The sequence below is a fragment of the Myxococcales bacterium genome, from assembly GCA_016712525.1.
Lineage (GTDB): Bacteria > Myxococcota_A > Polyangia > Polyangiales > Polyangiaceae > JAAFHV01.
In genome coordinates, this window is sequence record JADJQX010000001.1 from 1,159,678 (window position 1) to 1,183,786 (window position 24,109).

Genomic DNA, 24,109 nt, shown 5'->3' on the forward strand with positions numbered 1-24,109 from the left:
CCCGGGGCGCCCTTCGCGCGTATCCTCTCCGATCGCCATGATGCGCCCTCTTTTCCGCCGGTCCTTCGGCATGTGCCTCGTCGCGGCGTCGCTCGCGCTCGTCGCCGGGTGCGGCCCGGCCCGGCCTTCGCCCGCTTCGCCGAAAACCACGGCCCCGACCGAAGCTCACGCGCCGTCCGGGAAGCCTCTCGCCGGCGGCGTCGCGTTCGTCCCGTTCGACACCGAGACGTTCGCGCGAGCGAAGCGCGAGGGGAAGCTCGTGCTGCTCGATGGCGCCGCGGAGTGGTGCCACTTCTGCCACGTGATGGACGCTCGGACCTACCACGACCCTCGCGTGATGAAGCTCCTCGCCGAGCGCTTCGTGACGGCGCGCGTCGACATCGACGCGCGGCCCGACATTCAAGAGCGCTACGCCGACTACGGCTGGCCGGCCACCATCCTCTTCGACGCCGAAGGGCACGAGCTCGGCGCCTACCGAGGGTTTCTCCCTCCCGAGCGGATGCTCGAGGTCTTGGAGGCCGCGGTCGGGTCTCGCGATCGCCTCGAGGGCAGCCGCGTGGCAGCGCCGCGCGAAGGCGGAGGTGCCCTCGATGCCGCCGCGCTCGCCCGAGAAATCCTGGCCGTCGAGGCGAAGCTCGACACCTTCTACGACGCTCGCGAGGGCGGCTTCGGGACGTTCCAGAAGGCGCCGCTCGGCTGGGGAAACGCCTGGCTTTTGCGCAGGGCGAAGACCGACACGAAGGCCAAGGAGCGCGCCCTCTTCACGCTCGAGCGGCAGTCGGCGCTCGTCGATCCCGTGTTCGGTGGGATCTACCAGTACTCGGAGGGCGGCACGTGGAGCCGACCTCACTACGAGAAGCTCATGACGTTCCAGGCCCCCGCGCTCGAGAACTACGCCGAGGCCTACGCGCTGACCCAGTCGCCGCCCATGCTCGCGCGTGCGCGCCTCGTCAAACGGTACATGTCCGAGATCCTCCGCGAAGGAGAGACCTTCGGCGCGAGCCAAGACGCGGATCTCGGTGCCCACGAGGTCGGCGCGCGGTACCTCACGGGCCACGAGTACTACGCCCTCGACGCGCGGGCGCGCAGCGCGCTCGGGATGCCTCGTGTGGAGCGTCGCGCCTTCGCGCGGGAGAACGGGCTCGCGATCGCCGCCTTCGTCACGTACTCCGAGCTGCTCGCAGACGGCGAGGCCCTCGACCAGGCACGCCGAGCGGCCGGCGCGCTCTTACGCACCCACGTGCTCGAAGGAGGTGGCGTGGCGCACGAGGCCGTCCCTGCGAACGATCCGAGCAGCGCGAAGCTCTACCTCGCCGACAACGCCGCGTTCGGCTTCGCCCTCGTGCGGCTCTACGAACGCACCCGCGACACCCGCTACCTCGACGCGGCCGAGCGCATCGCGCGGCACATGCTCGCGGAGCTCTGGGACGAGCCTCACGGGGGGTTCTACGCGACGCGCACGGACCCGAACGCGGTCGGTGTATTCCGCATACGAAGGATGCCCCTCGACGAGAACGCCCACGCGATCCGCTTCCTCGTGCGCCTCGCGCGCTCCCTAGGCACCACCACCCGGGAGCCATCGCGCCTCGATCGGGCGCGCCTCACCACGATCGTCGCGCGCACCGCCTACGCGACCATGACGCCCGAGAACGTCGACGATCGTGGCCGCATGCTCGGCGAGGTCTTGCTCGCGCTCGACGACGCGAGGGCCCTCCTCTCGGGCGAATGACGAGGCCCGGGCTCCGCGCGTGGCGACGCTCGAGCACGGCGGACCGAGGTGCGCGTATGTGCGTGACGTGCCGTGAGGCGCGACGGTTCGCGGCGACGGGGCCGAGAGCACCTTGCGCTCCTCGGTCGGACAGGGAACGCTGGTCGCACGATGCTACGCACACAAGCCCTCCTCGCCCTGTCGTTCGGGATCGTCCTCGTCGCCTCGTGCAGCCCCGACTCGGGCGCGGGTGCGCGCGCGCCCGAGAGCGGCTCGGGAGACACCACGGGGAGCGAGGTCGGGCCGAAGGTCGGCGGGGGCACGGAGAGCCTCGGCGCGACCTACGAGGGAGGCGAGTTTCACCTCGGGCCCGTCGACTACGACGAGACGAAGTGGCACAACGCGTGCGCGCCGGGCACCAAGTACGCGCCCGAGGTGCGGGTGAGCCAAGGCAACCTGCTCGCCGGGCTCTGGGGTGGGCTCCCGAACGTCGCGACCTACTGCGACGCGTGCATCGCGGTCACGACCGCCCGAGGAAAATCGGCCGTGCTGCGCGTGGTCACCTACGGCGACACGACGAAGAACAGCATCGACGTGAGCCCCGAGGCGTTCGCACTCTTGGACAGCGGCGAGTACCCGCGCACGATGTCGTGGCGCTTCACCGAGTGCCCGGCCACCGGCCCGCTCGTCTTCGAGCTCCAGACCGGCTCGAGCGAATACTGGACGAGCCTGTGGGTGCGGAACGGGCGGAGGCCCATCGTGAAGGCGGAGGTGAAGAGCGCGAACCACGCCTCGTTCGTGCCGCTCCAGCGCGGCGGCGACGGGACGCTGACGGACGCGTCGGGCTTCGGCAAAGGGCCGTTCACTTTGCGCCTCACGAGCCTCGACGGGAAGGTCTACGAGGAGACCTTCGAGTGGCCCGCGGCGGGCATCGCGGGCGTCACGCTCCGAGGCCGCGGCAACTTCGAGTGAGCCGCGAGCTCTCGGGATCCGTATCGTCGCCGCCCCATGGATGGCGGAGGGTCGGCTAGCGCGCGTGCCACCGCGGGGGATGTCGACCGGCGTCGCGGAGCCTCGACGGCATGGCGACGGCACGAAATGTCGGTCACATTGGGGCGGCATGCCGATCGTCTCCCAAGTCACCTGGGTCGCCTCGTACACGCTGTCCGAGGAGCGTTGGTTCCACGAGCCCGCCAGGATCACCGATCTCCTCGACGCGCTCTCGTCGACCGCGTTCTGGCCGTGGCTCGAGGTCATGGGCACGGGTCAGCGCGGAGAGCCCATGGGCGATCGCGACGCCGTGCACGCGCGCCTCGTCGGGTCGCACGCGTGTTGGGTCCTCGCCAAGGGGGACGCAAGCACGGCCCTCGTCGGCTCCCAGCGAGACGCGTGGGTGAAGATCGACATGGCCCCCGGGTACCTCGGGCTCGGCGCCGGCGCGAGACGCGACGTGCTCGACCACATGAAGACCCACGCCATCGACGATTTCGTCGAGGTGCTCCACACGCTCCGGCGGCGCTGGGGAGATCGCGCCGTGCTCGACGCGGCGACCTGCTCTCCGGATCGCGATTTCTCCGTCGCGCCGCTCACACGGCCTCGCGTCTCGAATCGCCCGCTCCACGCGATCGTCGACGTGTTCGACCCCGTCCTCTCCAAGCACGGGCCGGCGCTCGCGCACGCGACACCCCCGCCGGGTGCAATGCGCACAGAACGCGATGGGCTCGTGACGTTGCGCATGCTCGCCGACCCTTCCGATCTCACCGCGGCGCAGCGCGCATCGGACGCCCACGAAGCATGGATCGGCCCCGTCATCGACGCCCCGTTCGACGACGAGTGGGAGCCCCCGGAAGAAGGGTGACGCTCCACCGGTCCCGCGCTCACGCGAGTCGTACGAGGCCGCCCCGAAGCCCATGGCAAACGGCCGCTCGGGTGAGGGAGCCGGACGAGGGAGGCATCCTTGAGCCGCTCCCCTCGGCGGTATCGCGCTCGCTGCGCATCGGGGTAGGGTGACGAACGCGATGTCCTTCGAGGAAATGCGCGTGCGCCGCGCGGCCGTCTCCGATCTGCCCGCCGTGGTGGCGCTCTTCAAGCTGCCGAACGAGGGCAACAGGCTCGACCTCGAGGGGGGCAAAGATCCCTTCGATCCGGTCTACGTGGAGGCGCTCGCGTCGATGACCGAGGACAACGCGCTCTACGTGGCCGACCTGCCGAGCGTCGGCGTGATCGGGGTCTTTCAGCTGACCTTCGTGCGTCACGTCGGCTACCAGGGCGGGCTCGTGGCCCAGGTCGAGAACGTGGTCGTCGATCGCGCGCACAGGAGCCGCGGCGTCGGCGAGACGATGATGCGTTTTGCCGTAGACCGCGCGCGCGAGCGCAAGGCCTTCCGCGTGCAGCTCACCTCGAACAAAACCCGCACGCGCGCCCACGCCTTCTACGAGCGCCTCGGCTTCGTGAGGAGCCACGAGGGGATGAAGCTCGTCCTGTGAGGCTCGGCACGTCGGCGCCCCCGCGGGCGGCGAGCCGCGAGACGGCATGCCGCTGCGAGGAGCGCGCGCGGGGCCGTGGCCGCGCATCCGACGCGAGAGATCGATTCGTTCCCTGGGTGGGCGGCACGTCCCCCATGACCCTTCGGGGCAGCGGCCTTTCGTGCCCTGCGGGCGCGCTTCGGGCTCCCCGCGAGCTGGCACGAAAGGTGCGATAGCCCCCTCATGGCTCACGTTCTCCGCGCCCTTCTCCGCGCCGCCGTGGCGGTCTCCTCCCTCACTGCGCTCGGGCTCTTGGCGGGCTGCTCGGCCGAAGCCACGGGGGACGAGCTCGAGGGCGACGAGGCGTTCCTCCAGGGTGACGTCACGTGCACGCGGCTCGGCGCAGGGGACGCGGAGAAGGCCGGGGAGACGCTCACCGAGGTGCGCGCCGAGTGCCTCTCCAAACAAGCGTCGCTCCTGCTCGCGTCGCGGCTCGACAAGATCGACGCGAAGCTCGGGCTCGACCGGAGCCGGACGAAGAGGCCCACCATCGTCGTAAAAGGTGGGAGCTGCTTCAACGAAGACGACCGCGGGAGGTACGCGCTCACGAACGCGGCTGTCGTCGGCGGGGTTTGGGCCCAGGCCAAGTACGGAGTCGAGTGGCTCGAGACGATGTACGAGCGCACGAACGGCGTGCAGACGCGCTGGTTCTCGGAGCTGCATCTTTGCCCGCGTGATCGGGTGATTCGCCGAAACCTGGCCGATCGCCTGTTCGACCGCGACAAGGGCGATCTGCTCCTCGAGACGCCAGCGCTCACCCTCGGTGTCCGTATGCCGGCGGCCGACCGGGTCGAGGTCAAGAACGCGCGGGTCATCGCCGACCTGTGGGCGTCGGGGGAGCACCTCGACCGCATCCCGGCGCTCGACAAGAAGGTGGTCGGCCAGAAGCTCTGGACCTTCGTCGATCCGACGAGCCCGTCGAACCAGGCGCTGCGGCGCGGGATCTCGGCCGCCGCGGGCGCGCTCGCCAAGCGCATCGGGACGACGCCGAACGCGGCCGCCCTCACGGCCCTCGCCCGCGAGGCGACCTTGGCCGATCGCCCCGTCGCCTCCGGCACGTTCGGGAGCTGCGTGGCGAAGGCGCTCGAAGGCAAGAGCCCCGAGGTGCTCGGACGTGTCGCGGCCACGTGGAAGCGCGAGCTCGAGAGCCCCGTCAGCGTCGAGGCGATGTCCGAGGCCACCGTGATCACGCGCCAGGAGCGCTCGATTCGCACGCAGACGGAGGACACCGCCACCCAGGCGTGTTTCATCGCCATTCGGAACGCGCACGACATCTTCGTGAGCGCCTCGATCGCAGGCGGGACGACGGCCGACATCGCGGCGTTCTCGCCCTACGTCACCGTCACGCCCCAGGCCGAGATCGTGCGGAACGTGAGCACGGACCAGCGCGGTTTCGTGTGCGTGACGGCGAACGACTACGTGACGGTCTTCGCGTCGGTCGCGCGGCCGGACCGGGGCCTCGAGACCGCAGCCCTGCAGCGCGCGCTCGACGCCGTCGTCCCGAACGAGGCACGCGCCTGCCGTTGATCCGTCGCAGGCCGCGCGCGGGCGACAGCGGGGCCTCCGCGCGCGTCGAGAGACCGTAGGTCGGGCCGACGCGACGTGCCCGAATCGGCCCAGCCCGGGGGAGCCACGAGCTCGGTCGGCTCGATCGGAGCGGGGCTCCGTTCCATCGACGAGCGCACGAAGACGACGATCGCGATCGCGATCATCCCGAGCGTGACGACGAGACCGAACACGATGCGGAAGAGGGACCAGAGCGGCGTGAGCGCGCGGCCGCGTGCCCCGAACACGACGCCGTAGATGCCGCTCACGAGGAGCCAGTACCCCACGGTCATGGGCGCGCCGATGGCCATGGCCACGACGGTCGGGATGCGCACGACCACGCTGTTCCCTTCGGTCGTGCCGAACGTGTCGAGGAGCCACGAGCGCGCGACGAGAAACAGCAAGAGCCCTGGGACGAAGATGACGACGCCGATCAGCGTCCGCCGGAGGCTGCGCGCGCGCGACGAGCCTTGCGAGGTCTCCGCGGGGCTCTCGGCCTCGGGCTCGAGATCCGCTCGTTCGGGTGGCTGCCGATCGGGAGGCGTCGGTGTGTGGCCCATGGAGATTCTTCCTCGGCCCGCCCGCTGAGGGGTGAACGTGGCTCGTACGTCGCACGACCCAACGGCGGCGGCAAGCGGCGAGGCGGGGCTCGAGCCCACGGCCCGCCCTCACGTGGGCGAGCGCGAGACTCGTTCGAGACCCGCGCTCCCGGGGAGAATTCGCGTCGGGCGTCGGTACGAACGACGGATCCCGACACGGAGGCCTTCGATGGACAATCGGCAAATCTCGGCGCGCGACGGCAGCTTCTACCTCTTCGCCGACTGGCAGGGCGTCACGCGGATCGCCTTCCCCGGCGACAAGATCAAGACCGACGCCGGCCTCGATCGTCCCAACGAAGAGAAGCCCATCGTCCTCCGCCCGAACGGCAACGTGTGGCTCGACTACGCGACCGACGTCGACCCGGTGGCCTTGAAGAAGGTCCCTCCTGCGGCGAACAGCCACCACAGCCCAGACCCCCTCGGGGGCCCCGACCTCGTCGTGGCTCACGACGGACGATCGGTGAAGGTGCACGGCGAGGAGCTGCCGCTCGTCCCGGAGGGGGCACCGCTCGAGCTCGGAGGCACGAGCCGACGGCGCCTCGTGTTCGCGGTCGTCTCGTACGTCGCCTTCGCGGACGGCTCGCTCGTCGTGCTGGGGCGCGCCGACAAGCAGCCGATTGCGGCCCTGATAGCTCGGGAAGCGGACGGCCGCGGGCGCGTCGTGTGGTGCAAGCACGTCGAGCGTTTGCCGAACGGCGAGGCCAACGCGTACCGCCGCGGGTCGTCCATCGCGCTCGCCGATCACGACATGGTGAACGAGGTCGCGTGGCTCTGCGAGGTGCGCGACGATGGCTCCGCGACGACGACCCACACCCACGCCGTGGCAGGGCCGTGGGTTCACGACGAGCTCGTGTGGTGGCAACCCGACGCGGGCACGGTGTGCTGCGGCCCCGAGCTCGGACGTGCCTCGGAGACGTACACGCTTCCCGACGAGCACGCAGGTCAAGGCCGACTCTTGCTCGTGCCAGGGCGTAGGCTCTTCCTCCCTTGGCACGGGGTCTCGTTGCTCGATCTTACGCCTGCCAAAAAGGGCAAGGCGGAGATGTCGCGCAAACACAAGGCCGCCGACGAGCCCATGTACAAGGCCGCTTCGGCGCTGCTCCGCCCCCTTCGAGAGGGTATGGCGCGGCGTGGGGTGGCGGTGCTCTGGCGCGGCGTCGTTCGGAGCGGAAAGCGTGTCGAGCCGAGCGTGCACCTGCGGGGCCCGAGCGATCTCGTCGCCCACCTCCTCGCGTCGGCGCTCCAGCATGGCGGCAAAGCGGCCTTGGCCGGCGTCGGTGTGAGCAGCGTGTCGGTCCTCGGGGGCAGCAATTACGACGAGATCCTGAAACCACGCGCGCCCACCACCACGCACGACCTGCGCGAGCTCTTCGCCATGTTGGACGCCGCGGGGCTCAACCGCGCGACCGTGTGCGCGCCGTTGCCCTACCTCCCGACACGCGCCGCGCAAGACAACGTCGACTTGCCTTGGAGCCGAGAGGCCGAGGCGCTCCTCATGGCGATGGTCCTCTCCGGCATTCGAGGCGAATCTGGCGAGACGGTCCCACCCGCGACCCCCGAGGCGCTCGCGGCGATCGTTCCGCTCCTTCGAGACGATCCGAGCATGTGGAAGGCCGGGATCTCGAGCTCCGCCGCGGCGCAGTTCCTCGCGTTCACGGGATATCGCCAGTTCGGGGCCGAGGCCATCGCGCCGCTCATGAGCCTGCTCGAGGCGTTGAACCCGACATTTCCCGGCGAGGTGAAGAAGGCCCTCGGGCTCCCGTTCACGCCGTACGTTCCCCCGGTCGTGCCCGAGGCGCCGCTCGACGCCGACGAGGCCAAGGTCGTCGCCTCGCTCGAGGCCGCGCTCGTGAAGCTCGGTCTCGATCCGAAGACGTCGCGCGAGGGGCGCGGGTGGTACCGCTCGACCCTCGACGGGTTCAACCTACAAGCCGGTCTCCACGACGACGACGTTCGTGTCGTGGGCACGCTCTGCAAAACGGACACGGACGTGAACCTCACCAAGCTCATGGCACGCATCAAGGCGGCCAACGCGTCGAAGCCCGCCGCGCGCTTCTTCGAGTCCGACGGGTACGTCCACGTGAGGGCCTCGTGCACCATGGCGGAGGCTACGACCGAGCGGCTCGAGGCCCTCGTTGCGCAGTGCCGCGCAGCCCTCGCGTCCGAGCAGGGAGCCGCGCTCGCCCGGGAGTACCGAACCTCCGAGTGAGCCCGTCCCCCGCGTGACGACTTTCTCTCGCCGACCCCCTGGTAGCCCCTTGGAATCGTTTCATTGACGCAAAAGTCCGGGCGCTCGGACTTTTGCGTCATTTGCGTCAATTTCGGGCTCTCGACCGAGGAGCGCGGGCCGAAGCGGACTATCGTCTAGCCCGTGAGCTCAGAAGCGTCGCGTTCGAGCGTGAGGCCATCGAAGCGCCCGAGACGCACACGACGCTGGATCGGGGGAGCCCTCGTAGCACTGACGGCGACCACGGGCCTCTACGCGTTCGCCGTGGAGCCGCGCTGGGTCGAGGTGACACGGCCGAACCTGCCTCCGGTCGGACGCGCAGGCGCACGAAACGACGTGGATCACGTCGGGCCGAGCGCGCTCCGCGTGCTTCATCTCTCGGACCTTCACGGCAGCACCCCGGGCCCACGCGAAGCTGCCGTATTGGCTACGATCGCTCACGAGAAGCCCGACCTCGTGGTGTTGACGGGGGACACCTGCGACACCGGTCGCTTCGGTCCGTACGCGAGCTTCTTGAGCGCGCTGCACGCGCCGCTCGGGGTCTTCGCGGTGGACGGAAACTGGGAGCACTGGCGCCCGTCCGAGGACGAGGCCGCGACGCTCCGAAGCGCCGGCATCACCCTGCTCGTCAACGAGGCCCGAAGGCTGCGCGACGATCTCTGGATCGTGGGCTTCGACGACGAGACCGGCGGCAGCCCCGACGCGGACAAGGCGCTTCGGAGCGTCCCCGCCGGTGTTACCACCCTCGCGCTCATGCACTCGCCCGCGTTCTTCGATAGCGTCGCCGGGCGCGTCACGTTCGCGCTCGCCGGTCACACGCACGGAGGCCAGGTGCGCGTGCCCGGGCTCGGACCCCTCTGGTTGCCTCCGGGGAGCGGGCGCTACGTCGCCGGCACTTACGAGGACCGTGGCTCGTCGTTGTACGTGAGCCGAGGCCTCGGCACGTCGATCCTGCCCGTGCGCTTCTTCGCGCGCCCCGAGCTCGCCCTCGTCACGCTCTCGATGCCCGTGGTGCGGTGAGGTTCGGCCCGGTGAAGCGCTCGATCGGCGCCGGCGGCGAGGCCTCGAGGGTCGGTCGCCCTCATGACGACTTTCTCTCGCCGACCCCCAGGTAACCCTTCGGAATCGTTTCATTGACGCGCAAAATTGGGCGCCCCATTTTGCGCGTCATTTGCGTCAATTTCGGGCCTCTCCGGGGGCTCGCGCGGGAGCCCTCGTGGGGCGGCGACGAGGCACGAAGGCACGTGGCGCGTGGGCGCGTGGGGCTTCGATTGACGAGCCCTCCACCGCGGGCGAAGGATGCGCCCATGCTGCTTCGTACGACGCTCGGTCGCGGTCTCGCGCTCGCCTCGCTCGGCCTCTGGGGTGCGAGCCTCGGGTGCACGCCGCGCACACCCACGACGACCCCCGCCGCGGCCACGACGGCCTCGACCGCGAGCCCGAAGCCCGAGGCGCGCCCGTGTTTCGTCGTGCAGGGAGGTGGCGCGCTCCGCGAGGCCGACGCGAAGAAGATGCTCGCCACGCTCGTCGCGAACGTGCACCTGTCACCGGCCGACGAGGCGCTGCGGAGCCCGAAGTCCCTCGAGGACGTGCGCGCCATCGTGAAGCGCGATCTCGTCTACTTCTACCCGCAGGCCGCGGCCTTCGCGCGGTCGCTCGGTACGCGTGACGGTACCTTCGCCGAGGCGCAGGTGAGCCTCTTGCTCGGCGACGCGATGCTCGTGGCGTCGCAGGCGCTCACGAACCAAGAGGCGCTCGTGGGCGTGCACCTCCGCGTCGCGCGGGCGAGCCTCGCGGTCGAGGGCGATACGCAGACGACGGACCGAGGCCGCACGCTCGCGGGCCTCGTGCGCGCCGTGGAGGAGGGGAGCACGCTCGCCGACGCGCTCGGGATCGTGGCGCCCGAGTACGTGGCGAGGGGCGCCGAGCTCGTACGAAAGCTCACGAAGGACGCCCCGAACGATCCGCGCACCGCGCTCCTCCGCGCCGAGGTGCACCGCATGCGCGGCGAGTGGGCCGAGGTGGATCTCGCCCTCGCGAGCGCCGACGTGCCCGAGCGCGCGCCCGCCCTCTGTTACCTGAAGGCCATGGAGCCGCTCGAGCGAAACCGCGACGCGCGTGCGTCCGTCCTCGCGCTCCGTGCCTGCCTGAAGACGTTCCCGAAGGCGACGCGCGCCCAGGCCGCGCTCGTCATGATGGCGCAAGGCCCCGAACGCGGCGCACGCGAGCTCGAGCGCCTCAAGAAGATGGACGAGGACCACTACCTCGTCATGTTGCTCGCGCCCACGTTCGAGGCCGACCGCGAGATCACGCGCCTCATGACCCACGCGGAGGCCCCCCGTGAGCCGTGAGCCACACCTCGCGATCGCGCTCGTAGGGTATGCCGCGCTCACGCTCGTGGGGTGCGCCGCGCCCGCCGCTCCTCTGCCTCCACCCGAAGCGCCGCATGCCGCGCTCGCCCCGGCCGAGAGCGACGACGAGACGCCGATCCCCGAGCCCGCCATCCCCGACGACGAGCCCGAAGCCCCGAAGAAGTCCGAGCCCACGAAGCCGATCCCTGCGCCGCCTCCGCCCGCGGTGCCGCCCAAGAAGCCGAGCGACGCAACCCCGAAGCCCGCGGCTCCGTCGGCCGATCCGTGGCTCTCGCGCGCCTTCGAGCGAGGCGGGAAGGCCCTCCGCACGGTGCTCGCCGATCGCGAGAAGTACCGTTTTCAGGTGCTCTATGGCGCGGTGACGAAGTCCGAGGGCGGCAAGCCCGCGAGCCTCGAGCGGCACGGGTACTTCGCCGACGCCGAGTACTTCTTCCCCGCGAGCTCCATGAAGGTGCCGCTCGCGCTCGCGAGCGTCGATCGTCTCCCTGCGCTCCGCCACGCGAAGCACCCGGCCCTCGGACGCGAGACGACGCTCGAGATCTTTCCCTCGTCGGGCCAGGGCACACCCTACGCGACGACCCTCGCGCGCGAGACGTGGCGCGCGCTCATCGTGTCGGACAACGCGTCGGCGAACCGCCTGCTCGCGTTCGCCGGGCACAAAGAGGCCCACGAGACGCTCTGGGGGCTCGGGCTCGCCTCGGCGCGCGTGCGCACGGGCTTCGCCACGGGGAACGAGATCGATCCGGCCACCGTGTCGCCGCGCATCGACATCGTCCCCAAAGACGGCCCGCGCGACACACTCCCGCCGCGCAAGAGCTCACTCACGCTCCCGGCGACACGTGCCCTCCGTCTCGAGGTCGGGAACGCAGTCGTGGTCGACGGGAAGCTCGTGAAGGCGCCCGCGTCGTTCGCCGACAAGAACGCCATGACGCTCCGTGATCTGCAGGACACGCTCGTGCGCATCGTGCGCCCCGAGCTCCTCGGCGCGAAGCTCCCGAAGGACCAGGCGACTCCCGACGATCTCGCGTACGTGAAGGAGGCGCTCGGCACGCTCCCGAGCCAATCGGGGCTCCCCGGATACGACCGCAACGTGGTGGCCGACTACCGCCTCGACCCGTTCTTGCGCGGGCTCGAGCGGGTGCGCGCGCGCGGCAAATTCGAGGTGTACGCGAAGGTCGGCCAGGCGTACGGCTTTCTCACGACGAACGCGTACGTGGTCGAGAAGGCCACGGGGAAGGCGTTTTTCCTGGTCGCCACGGTGTACGCGAACCCGAACGAGGTCATCAACGACGACCTCTACGCGTACGACGACGTCGCGTTCCCCGCCCTCGCCGACGTGGCCGAGGCCGTAGCGCGCGAGGCATGGGGGGAGTGAAGGGCGCGTAGAGGCTTTCGGAGTGGCTTCGACTACCTCGCCCACAAGACCGCGAGGTCGAGCTCGATGGCGTCGAACGGGCGGACGCGCACCTTCTCTTCCCCCGAGAAGACGTCGACCACGCGGTAGGAGGGACCGTCGAGCGCGAGCACCTCGAGCGTGCGATCCTTCGGGTCCACGATCCAAAACCACGGCACGCCTTCGCGTTGGTACACCTTGCGTTTGTCGCCACGATCGAGCGCGGCCGTCGACGGAGAGAGCACCTCGCACACCCAGTCCGGCGCGAGCGTGAGGTACGGCGCCTCGGGAACCTCGGGGAGGCGCTCGCGACGCCACCCCGCGAGATCGGGCACGAGCACATCGCCCCCGAGGTGCACCTCGGGCTCGTCGAGGAGGATCCAGCCTCCCGGCCCGTGACGCCCTCGTTTGAACGGTGGACCCAGCTCTTCCCCGAGCGCCGAGGCCGCGAGCGCGTGCGGCATCGCGGGCCTCGGGTGTGCGTGCAGCGTCCCGAGCACGAGCTGGCCCGTGACCCCCGCGGGGAGCGCGCAAATGTCGTCGTAGGTGGGAACCTTCGCGGCGAGGCTCATGACGCTCCTAAGGTACCACGCGCGCCGAATCGCGCCCTTTCACGCGGGGTGAGGAGCGAGGTCCGGAGGGAACGCGCCCGACCCCCCTCTCGTCACCGCGGGGCCGCGCGTGGGGTGACTCCGGCGGCGACGAGGTCGACCACCTGGCGCACGTAGGCTGGGGTGAGCGGGGCGCGCTCGAGCAAGGCGCGGTGAAGGAGGGCACCCACGAGCGCGGCGAGGGCGACCTCGGGAGACACGGTGGGGCACCACTCGCCGCGCGCGCGCGCTCGTTCGACCATGGCCAGCGCCGCGGCCCTGGGCTTTCCCATCTCGCGCGCCGCGAACGCCGAGAGCTCGCTCGTCCCAGGATCGGCGAAGGCAGCGCGCGCGAGGCCCTCGCCGTGCGGCGTTCGCAGCAGACGGGCCACCTCCTCGGCGACGAGCTCGAGGTCCTTCCGCAGCGAGCCACGGTCGGAGAGCTTCTGCCCCACGTCGTTCGCGACACGCTCGAGCGCCGCCGCGATGAGCGCGTCACGCGACCCGAAGCGACGGTAGACGCTCGTCTTGTTCACCTCGGCCGCCCGCGCGATCCGCTCTACGCTCACGCCATCGACGCCGTGCTCGGCGATCTCCTCGAGGGTGCACGCGAGCACGGCCGCCTCGATCGGCTCGCCGCGGGGGCGCCCCGAGTCGCGCCGTAGCTTCTTCTTCGGTGGAGGCACCCCGCCATCCTAGCGCGTCTCGAGCCGGCTTGACATTGCAACTAGCGTTGCAATGCTACAGGCATGAACGGCGTCGCCTCCATCGAGCCTGGTGCCCTCGCTCGCGCGCTCGGCTTGTCGGCCGCGCAAGCCACTGCAGCGTTCGGGGCCATCGAGGAGGTCGCGCACGCCGACGGCGCCCTTGGTGCCCGCACGGCGCATCTCGTCGAGGCAGTCCGGCGCGCCCTCGACGTCACGTCCCCGACGGCGTCGGGGCCCACGGTCTCCGCGGCGTTCCCATCACCCGGCATGCGGCGCGCCCTCGTCGACGCGCTCGTCCTCGTCGCGTGCATCGAGGGAGAGATCTCCGTCGCACGCGAGCGAGCCGTGCACGAGATCGGCAAGGAGCTCGGCGTGCGCTCCCCGTGGGTCGACCTCCTCCCCGCACTCCGCAAAGGCAAAGTGCTCACCATCAAGCGGGCGCTCGCCTCGCGCTCCCCCGACGCGCGGCGTCTCTTTCGCCGCACCTGGGAGGAAGAGGGATTGGCCGGCATGGCTCGGGCGCTCCTGTTCGTGCTCGGCCTTCACCGCAACGAAGCGCTCGCGGCCCGGTTTCACGCCCTCGCCGCGTGCCCCGAGGGCTCCTTCGGCCGCGCGGTGACCGACCACTTCCGCGAAAAGGGAATCACCTATCCGGGCGAGAAGAACGGCATTCCCGAACGCATGGTGCACCACGATCTCCTGCACGTCCTGAATGGCTACGACACCGACCCGGCGGGCGAGTGCGAGCTCGCCGCGTTCTACTGCGCGTTCGCCGAGGGCGAGGCGTTCACGTTCATCGTGATCGCGCTGGCCACGTTCCACCTCGGGCTACGCGTGAGCCCCGCGGTCGTCACGCCCGCGCGCGGCGCGTTCGACCCCGAGCGCGCGCTCGCCGCCTTCCTCCGCGGGCGCGCCGTGCAGGTCGACGTGATGGGCAAGTGGGACTACTGGGCGCTCATGCCGCTTCCGATGCCCGAAGCGCGAGCACGGCTCGGGATCGCCGAGGCGTAGCGCGCTCGGAGAGATCGTGACGAGCCAGCGTGGGCCGACAAGCTCACGCCCGGGCGCGGCGAGAACGAATGACCGGCGAGAACGCCGACGTCGTTCTCGTTTGGGGGCTGGGCGGTCCCCCTCTACGGACACGTGCGCTGCACGGACGACATGGACATTCTCGTCCGGCTCACGGAGGAGAGCTCCCGCAAGGGGCCCTCATTCGCAACAAGAAGGCGGCGGGGCGCAACAAGGACCTCGCCGACGTCGAAGAGCTCGAGCGCGACCCGACGTAGAGCGCGCAGAGCCTTCGCGCGCCACGGACGCGCCTACCTCTCGCCCGGGAGGATGGGGAGCACCGGGTAGTCGTCGCGGCGGCGATCGCGCATATGGCCGTTGTCGCGGCAGTAGTGCGTCTCGGGATCGGCGGCCTTCTTGGTCGTGGTCACGCTGCACGACTCGCGCGTGCCCGTCGCGTCGACACAACAGTACGATTGGCCCTCGCAGCACACGCCGCCGCAGTCCGGCGCGTCGTAGAAGTGGCGCTCCGGTTTGGTGAATCCGCTCGGGCCCGTGCCCCCGGTGACCCACATGTACTGGCACGATTGCCGGGGGCGCGCAGGGGTTTGGCGCGGCGGCGGTGGGGCAGGCGTCGTACCGTTCCCGCTGTTGCGGGTGACGCTGACGCGGCGATAAGCCTCGAGGTCCCTCTCTTTGCGCTCCTGCTGCTCACGCTGGAACCGAGCGACGCGGTCCTTTTCTTCTTGTTCGATGCGCGAGAGACGCGCACGGATCTCGGCACGCGCGCCCGGGTCGACGCCGGCGCACACCACGTCGTCGCGGTAGTTCCCTTCGCAGGCGCGCAGGCGATTCACCTCGCCGAGACCGCCCTCGAACGGCTCGCAGAAGCGCGGCGCGCTGCCATTGGCTCGAAAACAGAAGCGCGCGCACGTCGCCAGGGCGATCGCCTGCGCATTGTTCCCCGCGGGAGCCTTCGTGGTGCGCGCGTAGGGGAGCTCTTCGTAGCTCTTGCAGCACAGCACCGGGTCCATGTTCTTCACACACAGCGTCGTGAGGAGGAGGACACGTTGGTCGCCCACGGCCTCGGGGCTCGCGAGCGCCTTCCTGCAGCTCGGCGTGTCCGAAAACTCGATGCAGCGGGTGCGCGCTGCCTCGAACGGGGTCTCGCTGAAGGTAGGCGTCTTTGGCGTGGCGTTGGCCGGCTCGCTCGTGCTTGCCCCACCACAGTGCACGGCCGCGGCGGACGTGACGAGGGCGCCCCACACGATGCCACGTGCGCGAAACCGAGCGCGTCGAGAGATCCGCATCGGCCGATGGTACCGTAGAACGAAGCCGCTGCGTCGCCCACGGAGGCATGTCGCGGGCCGTCGACGTGGCCCCCACGAGCGTTGGCGACCACGATCCGTCGTCGGCCTCTCCGCCCGCCCTCAGCGCTCCGAGAGCGTCTCCGAGAGCGTCGGGCCGAGCTTGGCCTTCGCGGCCTCGTAGGCCTCGGGTTTTCCGCACGCGAGGCCCTCTTCGAGCACGGCGGACGTGAGCGCGTTCACGGCCTCGTGGGCCTTCTCGGGCGCGAGCTGCTCGGGTTTGCAGCCGTCGCTGCCGAGCCTCACGAGCAGATCGGGAACGAAGATCCCTGCCTCTTTGGCCACGTTGAAGAGGCCTCCTTGGTCTTTCGCGGCCTCGCAGATGTCCGAGAACGCGAGGTGCCCGGCCTTCGCCAGCATGGCGAGCCGCTTCGGCTTGGGAGATGAGGCGTACCCGTCGCGCTGCCTTGAGGGCGGGACCACGGTGTCCTCGTCGCCGCCGAGCACGAGCGTGTCCTTCAGGTCGGCGCTCGCGGTGACGCCGCCCGCCGCCATGGGGATGCGCACGAGCAGGTTCGGCCGCGTGAAGCGCGCCACGGCGCCGCCGCCCGCGCTGTGCCCGGCCGCGCCGAGGCGAGTGAGATCGGCCGTTCCCTCGAGGAACGCGGTGGCCGGATCTTTGGCCGCGATCGCGTCGAGCAGGCGCGACGTGTTGCCGGGCTGATCGACGTTCTGGCTGATGTCGAGGTTGAGGGCGTCGGCGAGCCAGAGCTTCGGGTGGTCCGTCGACACGACGACGAACCCGCGGCTCGCCCAGTGGGTCATCTGCGAGAGGCTCTGCGTGCGGAAGCCCGCCGTGCCGTGGAAGAACACGACCACGGGATAGGGCCCGCGCTCGGCGTCGATCGGGAGGTCGTCGATGCAATCACACGGCTGACGAGGCGCCTTCTCGTCCGTGATCTTGGGGCGCGCGTCGGCCGGGATGGCGTAGCGAAGATCGTAAACCTTCTTTGCTTTGCCCGACTCGGAGCCTCGACGCGCGGGGTACCACACCTCGTGCGTGAGGCCGCCCACGGTGACCGTGCGCACACCCACGGCCCACGGTCCGCGCGCGCTCGGGTCGGCGGGCACGTCGTCGCGGCCTTTGCACGAAGGCCCGGCGTCGACCGAGGCCTCGGCCGAAGCTTCGACCGACGACGACGCGTCCTCGCCCGGCACCGCAGGAGACGAACTCGAACAGCCCGGGACCAGTCCGACTACGGCGAGCGGGAGCGCCGCCACGAAGGCGACGAGCGGGACGCCGAGCGCGGCGTGAGGGGTGCGACGAAGACCTGCGAGCATGGGCGCCTCCGCGAGCGGCCAGAAGCCCCCGCACGTGCAACGATGCCACGACGGGCCCCTCGGTTTCGCGAGAAATGCACGGGCCTCGTCCCCTCGCGCGAGGCACGGGCGGTTCCTCGCCGCACGACTACATGCACATTGCGCACAGCCGAGCCTGGACGACTCGGTGCGCCCGCGCGTATCGTGCGGCGTGGGAGGGAACACATGGCGTTCGTGATCATGGGCGGGCTCGTGGTGGCGGGGCTCCTCGTGCTCGTAGGGATGTTGATGATGCTCGCGGCGGCGTTCGCCGAGAGCATCGTCTGGGGGCTCGCGTGCATCTTCGTGCCCGGGGCGCTGCTCTTCTTCGCCGTCACCCATTGGGACGAGGCGAAGCGGGGCTTCTTCCTTTGGCTGGGCGGCATCTTCGGAATCGTCGTCGTGGTAGGCGCCGGCATGCCCATGCTCCCCAAGACCGATGGCCAGCCCGAGGATCCGAGCGCAGGCCCCGCAAAGCCGCTCCCGGCGGCCAAGGTCACGTGCCCTCGCACACCGCCGGGCGAAGGGTTCTCGTCGTGGTGCTGCACACCTTCGGGCTGGGTCATGCAGGCCGAACAGGGCTGCGGGACGACCTATGCGCCCAGCGAGACGTGCGACGCCTCGCGCTACGGGCAGGCCCAGATCGCCGGGTGCAGCACCCTCGGCGCCAAGAAGAAACACGACCCGTTCTGAGTCACTCGGTGGCGCGTGGTGCCGGAGCGCCCCGCGCCGTTCCGAGCCCCGCCGGCGGCCGGTCCACAGCCAGATCGATCACGAAGTCGACCGTGGCGAGGCCGATGAAGATCGTGCCCAACCCGAGCATACGCGCCATGTAGCCGAGCGCGAGCTTCGGGGTCCCGCCGCCCGGCGCGGATTGCCACCTTCGAAGGTGCCTGTCCACGACGGCCAAAAAGGGCACTCCGACGAGCAAGAGACGCGGAAAAAACCCTGCAAGCGCGAGCGCGCCGAGCACGGCCACCGGGAGCGCCGTGGTCCACCGGGTGACCTCGAGGCAGACGCGCGGCCCGTGCGTGACGACGAGGGTGCGATACCCACGTCGCGCGTCGTCGGCCTGCTGGAAGGCCTGAGCGGCGAACGTCGCGCCGAGCGTGAAGAGCGCGATGCACACGAGCACCACGAGCGCCCGCGGCGTCGGCGGGACACGCGCCACGGCCCACCCCGCGAGGGGCGAGAGCGTCCCGTAGCCGAGCGCGTTCACGGCGGGCCCGAGCACCGAGTGAGCCTTCCAGCGCGTGCGTGGGTGCGAGTACAGAAACGAGAGCGCCGCGCACCCGAGGCACGGGAGGAGCACACGCGGGCCCGCGAGCGCCGAGAGCACGACACCTGCGCCGATGGCCGCCGTCCCTAGCCACCCGAGGAACGCAGGAGGAGCAGCCGTAGGCGCCTCGGCGAAGAGCGCCCCCGACTCGGCCCCGTCGAGGCGCGCGTTCAACCACATCGTGCCCGCGCTCGCCACGAACCACGCCGCGCAGAGGAGCGCGAGATCCCCGAGCCCACCTATCTCGGCCGAGTGATCCCACAGCGCGAACCCGTACCCCACGAGCGGATACACGAGCAGCGACAGGCCCCCGAGCGGGCGCGCGAGCGCGAGGACCGTACGGAGCGTCCCCGCCGTGCTCCCCCTGCCCTCCTGGCCACGGGCCTCGTCCACGCAGGTGATTGTGCGCGGGGGGCGCGCGCCTTGCGAGCCAAAAGGCCCGACGCCGTGAAGACGCGCCAGACACTCTAGGTCGCTCGACCTATTTTGTGGGTTGCGTTTTAGGTCGTTCGACCTATTCATGGATCATGGATGTTCGATTCGACGAGAGAGGCCCGGTCGTGCTCGTGGGTGGGGCCGGGGTCGTGGGGCAGCGGCTCGCGCGTTTGCTCGGGCGCGAGGGCCACGCGGTGACGATCGCGGGGCGGAGCGAAGAGCGCGCACGGGCGTCTCTGGGGGCGGCGCGAGGCGCGGGGGCCGAGGCGCGCTTCCTCGCGTGGGATCTCGGCGCTCGCTCCGCGTCGGGCCATGGCGAGCCGGTTGGCGTGTCGGCGCTCGTGGGTCTCGTGAACGACCCTGGGGACGTCGTGCTCGACGCGGCGCTCGCGGGCGGCGTCCCCTACGTGGACATCACGAGGTGGACGAGCCGCATGGCCGCGGCCGTGGGCAAGGTGGCGCTCTCTCACGCGCGATCGCCAGTGGTGCTCGCGTCGTCGTGGATGGGTGGGCTCCTGCCTCGGCTCGTCGCGCACCTCGCCGCCCAGGCCGGGGGCGCGCGCAAGGTCGACGGCGCCGTCCGCTATGCGCTCGCGGACGCCTCCGGAGGTGACAGTGTAGATTACATGGATCGACTCTGGGTGCCGTTCGAGGTCCTCGAGGACGGCGCGACCACGCTCGTCGAGCCCTTCGCCGATCGTCGCGAGGTCGCGATCGACGGAGCGCGCACGTTGGTCGGGCGGTTCGACACCCCCGAGCAGTGGTCGCTCCCGCTCACGCTCGGCACACGGGACGCGCGCGTGCGCATCGGGTTCGACCACGTTCCGATGACGCGGCTCTTCGCGGCCCTCGTGAGGACCGGGCTCTTCTGGCTCCTCCGTGGCCCGCGGTTCCGTCGGCTGCGCCACGCGCTCCTTCGGGCCGAGGGCTCGGAGAAGCGTGAGGGCGCGCGGGCCGCGTTCCGGGTGGACGTCGAGGGCACGTCGCGCGCGGCGGCCGAGATCGCGAGCCCCGAGGGACAGGCGACGCTCACTGCCGTGGGAGCGCTCCTCGCGGTGCGGTGGGCGCTCGGGCTCCGCGATGGGGGAGTCTTCTTCCCCGAGGGAGATCCGGCGAACACGAGGCTCCCTTCTCTCTTGACGGAGCTCGGTGTGGAGACGACCGTGCTCCCCGCATGACACGGCGCTTTACGGCGAAGGGTCTCGAGACGCGCGCGCGCATCGTCCGCGCGGGGCGCGAGGCGCTCGTGGCGGACGGACCCGAGGCCCTCGCGCTCCGTTCGGTGGCGGCGCGGGCGGGCATGTCACTCGGCAACTTGCAGTTTTACTTCGCCGATTTGGACGCGCTGCTCGCGGCCATCCTCGCCGAGGAGCTGCGGGCGGGCGCGGCCGCCGTGGAGGCCGCGCGGGCGGGGGCCACCGATCCCATCGAGGCGACGCTCGACGTGCTCCTCGGCCAGCACGACGACGTCGCGACCGTGAAGGTCTTCTTCTCTCTGTGGGCGTTCGCGGTCGGGAGGCCCAAGATGGCGCGCATCTTGAGGGAGTTTTACACCGAGCTCGTCGCCCACCTCGGCCGAGAGATGTCCGTCGTGCGCGCCGATCTTTCGGACGAAGAGCGCGAGACCCGCGCGTGGCTCTTCGTCGCGCTGCTCGAAGGGTCGAGCGTGCTCCGCGCCCTACGAAAGCGCGGCGACGAGACCCACTCGGCGGCGTTGCGCGAGAAGCTGCGCGAGCTGCTCCTCGGGTGAGCCTCACGGCACGAACGGCGGCCTCGGTCCTGCGGATTGGAGCAGCACCTCGACCCCTGGTTGGCACCCGTAGATCCCCACCAGGAACATCGGGTTTCGGGATGAGGTCCCGAGGTCGAGCCAACCCGAATCGTAGGGAAATTCCTGCGTCCCCGGCGCCCCCTCCGGCCCACGACGGTCGTAGCCGAAGGCGTCGTTGTTGTAGAGCACCGGGAGCGAGGTGAACACCTTGGACCAGGCATCGTCCGCTTGGCCACGAACCCGAATGCGGATATCGCGCAACCCTCCGTCGCGTGACGCCGGCACACCGAACGCGACGTGGGCGGGCATTTCGCACGACCCGTCGGGAGACGGCTTCGACCGAATCACGACGCAGCGCGCGCCCTCGCAGGAGGCGTCGGCCCTCTGCTCGGCCCCACCGGCCGTCACGACATCGTCCGTCGCGAAGTTCCATGTCTCGCGGGATGGGACGACGAGCGGATCGAGCTCCACGGTACGCTCGGGCACCTGCCGGCCGGCGAAGTCCCGACCGGTCGGGAAAAACAGGGTCCGCTTGCGGGTATCCTCCACGCTCGACTTCCCGAACGACCTCGCGTCCCAAAGGCCGCCCCTGGATGGAGCGTATTCGAATGGGGCATCGTCGCCGAGCTTCAGCAACACCGGGCCGTCGAACGCAACGGGTGTATCGTACATCTGTTCGGGGACGAGCCACATCGGCAGCTTTCCACCGGGATACACGGCGAACGGGCGAACCTCGGGCGGCTTGCGGTCGGGCTCCATGCGGAAAACGAGCTTCGCGTCGCGGCTCACGTCCCGGTTGCCCGGGAGCGTCACCGACGCGTCGACGGTGAGCTCACCGCCGTCCACGGGGAGACCCTCGGGGGGAGCCGCGAAAGAGGTGATGCCCTCGAGCACATAGGCAACGGACGAGAAGGCTGCCGCGCCCAACGGGATACCGTACCGGCTAATCGGGCCATCGAGGACGATGCGACGGAGGCGCTCGTCGTCCGACCGGTCGACACCGAACCCGATGTTTCCGGCCCCGTCTTCTTTCGCGAGGGTCATGCCTCGGTAGAGCGGGCCGAGGAAGATCGTCGACCCCGGCGCGCGCACGAGCACCGCGGTCCCCGAGCTCCTCGCGAGGAGCTTTCCGTCGCGAGACGCGGTCTCGAGGCGGACGAGGAGCGCGAGCTCTCCGACCTTTCCGAGCACATCCTCGCCCGACTCGGTCCGAGCCTGCGTGAGGGTGAGGCGGTAGGTGCTCGTCGAATAAACAGGGGCATCCTCGCTGGCTTCGGGCGAAGAGCTCGACGAGCACGCCGAGACGAGCACGAGCCCGAGGAGGGCGGCGAAACCGTGAAGTCGCATGATCACCTCGCGAAAGAAAGCGGCGCCGCGGGGAGCTCGCGGGACGTCACGATTCGACGCGACCTCGTGGACGCGATTCAGTCCCCGCGGCGTCTCGAACGAGCGTGACGCACGAAGCGACGATAGCCCGATGGGGCCCACCTCCTAACGTCTTGGGGCCGGGGGGGCCGGGCCCAACACCAACGAACGAAGTGCCGGCAGGGGAAAGCCATCCCCGCCGGCTCCTTCGGCGCGCACCTTCAGAGCATGCCCTCCGCGTTCGTGGCCGCCTGGCCGATCTTGGGGCCGAGGGCCTTCACGGCGACGGCGGCCATGAGGACCACGCCGACGAGGAGGAGCGCGTACTCGACGAGCGAAGCGCCACGCGAACGACGAGAGAGACCGAGACGATTCGAAACCTTCATGATGCACCAACCTTTCGATGAGGGGGTCGGCGCGCTCGGCGGAAGTGTTGCGTGGTTTTTTCGAGGGGCGCGTTTTTTTTCGTCAGCGGCCCCGGGGACGCACGGAGAGCCTGAAATCGCGGGGTTTCGGCGACACCGTGGGGGCGAGCACGAGCGGCCCCGGGTCGTCGAAGTCGAAATCGCGGACGACCACGGCGAGGCAAAGGGTGGCCTCGACGAGGGCGAAGTGTTTGCCCGTGCAGGCGCGCTTCCCCACCCCGAAGGGCTTGTACGCGGCCGCAGGTCGGTCTTTTGCCACCTCGGGGAGGAACCTGTCGGGGTCGAACGCCGCGGGGCTCGGCCAGACGGCCGGATCTCGGTGCGTCGCGTTCACGAGGAGCCCGAACGCCTGCCCCTTGGGGACGAAATACTTTCCGCCGAGCGTGGTGTCCTCTTTGGCGGCGCGCGTGACCGCGGGCACCGTGGGCCAGAGCCGGAGGGCCTCCGAGAGCACGCGCTTCGTGAGGTCGAGGCTCATGACCTCTTTCATGGTCGGCATCCCCGTCGTCGGGAGCCCGCGGTCCACCTCGGCGCGCACCCGCGCGAAGAGCTCGGCGTTCCGAGCGAGCTCGTGGAACGCGAAAGAGAGGAGGCCCGCCGTCGTCTCGTGACCGGCCACGAGGAAGGTGAGGATCTGGTACCGAATGTTCTCGTCCGAGAGCCCCTCGCCCGTCTTCGGGTCGACCTCGGCGAGCATGAGAGACAGGAAATCCTTGGGCCACGTGTCGCGCGGGCGGCCCTTCCGTTCGCGGATCACCTCGTCGACGAGGGCGAACATGGCGTCGATGTCGGAGAAGTACCGCGCGCGATGACGGGAGAAGAGCGGCGCCACGAGCGGCGGCCTCATGAGCACGTCGATCGACTCTTGGAGCGTGCGACCGAGGGCCTTCAAGAAGGGGTGGAGCTCGGGGCTCGAGAAGCTCGAAAAGCGGTAATCGAAGCCCGCGAGCGAGATCGTGTCGAGCGTGAGCTTGGTCATGTCGGCCACGACCTCGACCGGCCCCTGACCCGAGCGTGCGCTCCAGTACGCGACGAGGGCCTCGAGCGACTCGGTCATGGCCGGGTAGTAACGCTCGATGGACGTGGACGAGAACCCGGGCGACAAGATGCGGTTCGCCTTGTGCCAGTTCTCTTCGTATCCATGCGCCGTGAAGAGGCCGTCGCCCGCGAAGTCGCGGATGTGGACGAGCGGCCCGTCGAGCACCTTCTCGAAGCGGGCCTCGTCGCACAGGTCCTTGGCGAGCGAGACGTTGCCCACGAAAATGGGCTCACGACCTCCGGGCATGGGCACGCGGATGGCGCCCACGTGGCGGTAGCGCTCCGCGAGCTCGAGCATCTTGGCCATGAACCCCTCGCGGTGATGGAGCCAGGGCACGGCTCCCACGATGGGCAAGCTCGGGACCGCGGGGAGGGCCGAGAGGGGGAGGAGGTTCGTCGTGGGGAGGGTTCCGTCGGGCATGGTCCTTCTTCGGCGCTTTCTCGGCGCCGCCTGTG

22 protein-coding genes are annotated in these 24,109 nt (G+C 70.2%); 13 read left to right on the top strand and 9 right to left on the bottom strand.

The window, feature by feature from the left end:
• The first annotated feature begins 37 nt into the window (after positions 1-37).
• From IPK71_04955 to IPK71_04975, 5 genes are all read left to right on the top strand, one after another.
• Positions 38-1,729 carry a thioredoxin domain-containing protein gene (locus IPK71_04955; GenBank protein MBK8213080.1) on the top strand — a complete coding sequence of 564 codons (1,692 nt, stop codon included), beginning with the start codon at positions 38-40 and terminating at the stop codon, positions 1,727-1,729.
• A 150-nt stretch (positions 1,730-1,879) separates the two neighbouring features.
• Complete coding sequence (locus IPK71_04960; GenBank protein MBK8213081.1) at positions 1,880-2,680, top strand: hypothetical protein; 801 nt, start codon at positions 1,880-1,882, stop codon at positions 2,678-2,680.
• A gap of 148 nt (positions 2,681-2,828) precedes the next feature.
• Positions 2,829-3,566, top strand: a complete 738-nt coding sequence (locus IPK71_04965) for a hypothetical protein (protein ID MBK8213082.1) — start codon at positions 2,829-2,831, stop codon at positions 3,564-3,566.
• A 160-nt stretch (positions 3,567-3,726) separates the two neighbouring features.
• Complete coding sequence (locus IPK71_04970) at positions 3,727-4,194, top strand: GNAT family N-acetyltransferase (GenBank protein MBK8213083.1); 468 nt, start codon at positions 3,727-3,729, stop codon at positions 4,192-4,194.
• A 222-nt stretch (positions 4,195-4,416) separates the two neighbouring features.
• On the top strand, positions 4,417-5,760 hold the full coding sequence (locus IPK71_04975; GenBank protein MBK8213084.1) for a hypothetical protein: 1,344 nt from the start codon (positions 4,417-4,419) through the stop codon (positions 5,758-5,760).
• On the opposite strand, the gene IPK71_04980 is transcribed toward IPK71_04975, so the two are convergent.
• Positions 5,649-6,338 carry a hypothetical protein gene (locus IPK71_04980; protein MBK8213085.1) on the bottom strand — a complete coding sequence of 230 codons (690 nt, stop codon included), beginning with the start codon at positions 6,336-6,338 and terminating at the stop codon, positions 5,649-5,651. The two genes, IPK71_04975 and IPK71_04980, sit on opposite strands and share 112 nt — an antisense overlap.
• A gap of 208 nt (positions 6,339-6,546) precedes the next feature.
• On the opposite strand from IPK71_04980, the gene IPK71_04985 reads away from it, so the two are divergent.
• The 4 genes from IPK71_04985 to IPK71_05000 all read left to right on the top strand — a co-directional run bounded on the left by IPK71_04985 (position 6,547) and on the right by IPK71_05000 (position 12,351).
• Positions 6,547-8,586 (top strand): hypothetical protein, encoded by a 2,040-nt coding sequence (locus IPK71_04985; protein ID MBK8213086.1) that lies wholly within the window; start codon positions 6,547-6,549, stop codon positions 8,584-8,586.
• A 162-nt stretch (positions 8,587-8,748) separates the two neighbouring features.
• On the top strand, positions 8,749-9,624 hold the full coding sequence (locus tag IPK71_04990) for a metallophosphoesterase (GenBank protein ID MBK8213087.1): 876 nt from the start codon (positions 8,749-8,751) through the stop codon (positions 9,622-9,624).
• 287 nt (positions 9,625-9,911) lie between these two features.
• Positions 9,912-10,955: a hypothetical protein gene (locus IPK71_04995; protein ID MBK8213088.1), complete on the top strand. Its 1,044-nt coding sequence runs from the start codon at positions 9,912-9,914 to the stop codon at positions 10,953-10,955.
• On the top strand, positions 10,945-12,351 hold the full coding sequence (locus IPK71_05000; protein MBK8213089.1) for a serine hydrolase: 1,407 nt from the start codon (positions 10,945-10,947) through the stop codon (positions 12,349-12,351). Before IPK71_04995 ends, IPK71_05000 begins: the two co-directional genes overlap by 11 nt.
• Before the next feature lie 32 nt (positions 12,352-12,383).
• Here IPK71_05000 and IPK71_05005 read toward each other — a convergent pair whose 3' ends face one another.
• Both IPK71_05005 and IPK71_05010 read right to left on the bottom strand, forming a co-directional pair.
• Complete coding sequence (locus IPK71_05005) at positions 12,384-12,941, bottom strand: Uma2 family endonuclease (protein MBK8213090.1); 558 nt, start codon at positions 12,939-12,941, stop codon at positions 12,384-12,386.
• 92 nt (positions 12,942-13,033) lie between these two features.
• Complete coding sequence (locus IPK71_05010) at positions 13,034-13,645, bottom strand: TetR/AcrR family transcriptional regulator (GenBank protein ID MBK8213091.1); 612 nt, start codon at positions 13,643-13,645, stop codon at positions 13,034-13,036.
• 63 nt (positions 13,646-13,708) lie between these two features.
• Here IPK71_05010 and IPK71_05015 point away from each other — a divergent pair, with 63 nt between their 5' ends.
• The gene (locus IPK71_05015) at positions 13,709-14,677 is read left to right on the top strand and encodes a hypothetical protein (protein ID MBK8213092.1); all 969 of its coding nucleotides are present in this window, start codon (positions 13,709-13,711) and stop codon (positions 14,675-14,677) included.
• Positions 14,678-14,985: 308 nt separating this feature from the next.
• Here IPK71_05015 and IPK71_05020 read toward each other — a convergent pair whose 3' ends face one another.
• On the bottom strand, positions 14,986-15,984 hold the full coding sequence (locus IPK71_05020) for a hypothetical protein (protein MBK8213093.1): 999 nt from the start codon (positions 15,982-15,984) through the stop codon (positions 14,986-14,988).
• A 120-nt stretch (positions 15,985-16,104) separates the two neighbouring features.
• Positions 16,105-17,322: a hypothetical protein gene (locus tag IPK71_05025; GenBank protein MBK8213094.1), complete on the bottom strand. Its 1,218-nt coding sequence runs from the start codon at positions 17,320-17,322 to the stop codon at positions 16,105-16,107.
• Positions 17,323-17,526: 204 nt separating this feature from the next.
• Here IPK71_05025 and IPK71_05030 point away from each other — a divergent pair, with 204 nt between their 5' ends.
• Positions 17,527-18,033 carry a hypothetical protein gene (locus IPK71_05030; protein ID MBK8213095.1) on the top strand — a complete coding sequence of 169 codons (507 nt, stop codon included), beginning with the start codon at positions 17,527-17,529 and terminating at the stop codon, positions 18,031-18,033.
• Between the two features lies 1 nt (position 18,034).
• Here IPK71_05030 and IPK71_05035 read toward each other — a convergent pair whose 3' ends face one another.
• The gene (locus IPK71_05035) at positions 18,035-19,012 is read right to left on the bottom strand and encodes a UbiA prenyltransferase family protein (protein MBK8213096.1); all 978 of its coding nucleotides are present in this window, start codon (positions 19,010-19,012) and stop codon (positions 18,035-18,037) included.
• Positions 19,013-19,146: 134 nt separating this feature from the next.
• Between IPK71_05035 and IPK71_05040 the strand changes: the two genes are divergently transcribed.
• Both IPK71_05040 and IPK71_05045 read left to right on the top strand, forming a co-directional pair.
• Positions 19,147-20,232: a saccharopine dehydrogenase gene (locus IPK71_05040; GenBank protein ID MBK8213097.1), complete on the top strand. Its 1,086-nt coding sequence runs from the start codon at positions 19,147-19,149 to the stop codon at positions 20,230-20,232.
• On the top strand, positions 20,229-20,804 hold the full coding sequence (locus tag IPK71_05045) for a TetR family transcriptional regulator C-terminal domain-containing protein (GenBank protein ID MBK8213098.1): 576 nt from the start codon (positions 20,229-20,231) through the stop codon (positions 20,802-20,804). Before IPK71_05040 ends, IPK71_05045 begins: the two co-directional genes overlap by 4 nt.
• 3 nt (positions 20,805-20,807) lie before the next feature.
• Here the strand turns inward: IPK71_05045 and IPK71_05050 are convergent, their stop codons facing one another.
• The 3 genes from IPK71_05050 to IPK71_05060 all read right to left on the bottom strand — a co-directional run bounded on the left by IPK71_05050 (position 20,808) and on the right by IPK71_05060 (position 24,074).
• Complete coding sequence (locus IPK71_05050) at positions 20,808-22,172, bottom strand: hypothetical protein (protein ID MBK8213099.1); 1,365 nt, start codon at positions 22,170-22,172, stop codon at positions 20,808-20,810.
• 239 nt (positions 22,173-22,411) lie between these two features.
• Positions 22,412-22,576, bottom strand: coding sequence for a pilus assembly protein (locus IPK71_05055; protein MBK8213100.1), 165 nt, complete (start codon positions 22,574-22,576; stop codon positions 22,412-22,414).
• 82 nt (positions 22,577-22,658) lie between these two features.
• Entirely contained in the window at positions 22,659-24,074 is a 1,416-nt protein-coding gene (locus tag IPK71_05060) for a cytochrome P450 (protein MBK8213101.1), read from the bottom strand.
• Between the last annotated feature and the right edge of the window lie 35 nt (positions 24,075-24,109).

What these genes read in the sequence shown, in the direction of transcription:
- IPK71_04975 (MBK8213084.1), top strand. Translation starts at nt 4,417, where the DNA reads ATGGCTCACGTTCTCCGCGCCCTTCTCCGCGCCGCCGTGGCGGTCTCC.
- IPK71_05045 (MBK8213098.1), top strand. Translation starts at nt 20,229, where the DNA reads ATGACACGGCGCTTTACGGCGAAGGGTCTCGAGACGCGCGCGCGCATC.
- IPK71_04980 (MBK8213085.1), bottom strand. Translation starts at nt 6,338, where the DNA reads ATGGGCCACACACCGACGCCTCCCGATCGGCAGCCACCCGAACGAGCG.
- IPK71_04965 (MBK8213082.1), top strand. Translation starts at nt 2,829, where the DNA reads ATGCCGATCGTCTCCCAAGTCACCTGGGTCGCCTCGTACACGCTGTCC.
- IPK71_04995 (MBK8213088.1), top strand. Translation starts at nt 9,912, where the DNA reads ATGCTGCTTCGTACGACGCTCGGTCGCGGTCTCGCGCTCGCCTCGCTC.
- IPK71_05055 (MBK8213100.1), bottom strand. Translation starts at nt 22,576, where the DNA reads ATGAAGGTTTCGAATCGTCTCGGTCTCTCTCGTCGTTCGCGTGGCGCT.
- IPK71_04985 (MBK8213086.1), top strand. Translation starts at nt 6,547, where the DNA reads ATGGACAATCGGCAAATCTCGGCGCGCGACGGCAGCTTCTACCTCTTC.
- IPK71_04970 (MBK8213083.1), top strand. Translation starts at nt 3,727, where the DNA reads ATGTCCTTCGAGGAAATGCGCGTGCGCCGCGCGGCCGTCTCCGATCTG.
- IPK71_05040 (MBK8213097.1), top strand. Translation starts at nt 19,147, where the DNA reads ATGGATGTTCGATTCGACGAGAGAGGCCCGGTCGTGCTCGTGGGTGGG.
- IPK71_05005 (MBK8213090.1), bottom strand. Translation starts at nt 12,941, where the DNA reads ATGAGCCTCGCCGCGAAGGTTCCCACCTACGACGACATTTGCGCGCTC.
- IPK71_05020 (MBK8213093.1), bottom strand. Translation starts at nt 15,984, where the DNA reads ATGCGGATCTCTCGACGCGCTCGGTTTCGCGCACGTGGCATCGTGTGG.
- IPK71_05025 (MBK8213094.1), bottom strand. Translation starts at nt 17,322, where the DNA reads ATGCTCGCAGGTCTTCGTCGCACCCCTCACGCCGCGCTCGGCGTCCCG.
- IPK71_05050 (MBK8213099.1), bottom strand. Translation starts at nt 22,172, where the DNA reads ATGCGACTTCACGGTTTCGCCGCCCTCCTCGGGCTCGTGCTCGTCTCG.
- IPK71_05060 (MBK8213101.1), bottom strand. Translation starts at nt 24,074, where the DNA reads ATGCCCGACGGAACCCTCCCCACGACGAACCTCCTCCCCCTCTCGGCC.
- IPK71_05015 (MBK8213092.1), top strand. Translation starts at nt 13,709, where the DNA reads ATGAACGGCGTCGCCTCCATCGAGCCTGGTGCCCTCGCTCGCGCGCTC.
- IPK71_04955 (MBK8213080.1), top strand. Translation starts at nt 38, where the DNA reads ATGATGCGCCCTCTTTTCCGCCGGTCCTTCGGCATGTGCCTCGTCGCG.
- IPK71_05030 (MBK8213095.1), top strand. Translation starts at nt 17,527, where the DNA reads ATGGCGTTCGTGATCATGGGCGGGCTCGTGGTGGCGGGGCTCCTCGTG.
- IPK71_04960 (MBK8213081.1), top strand. Translation starts at nt 1,880, where the DNA reads ATGCTACGCACACAAGCCCTCCTCGCCCTGTCGTTCGGGATCGTCCTC.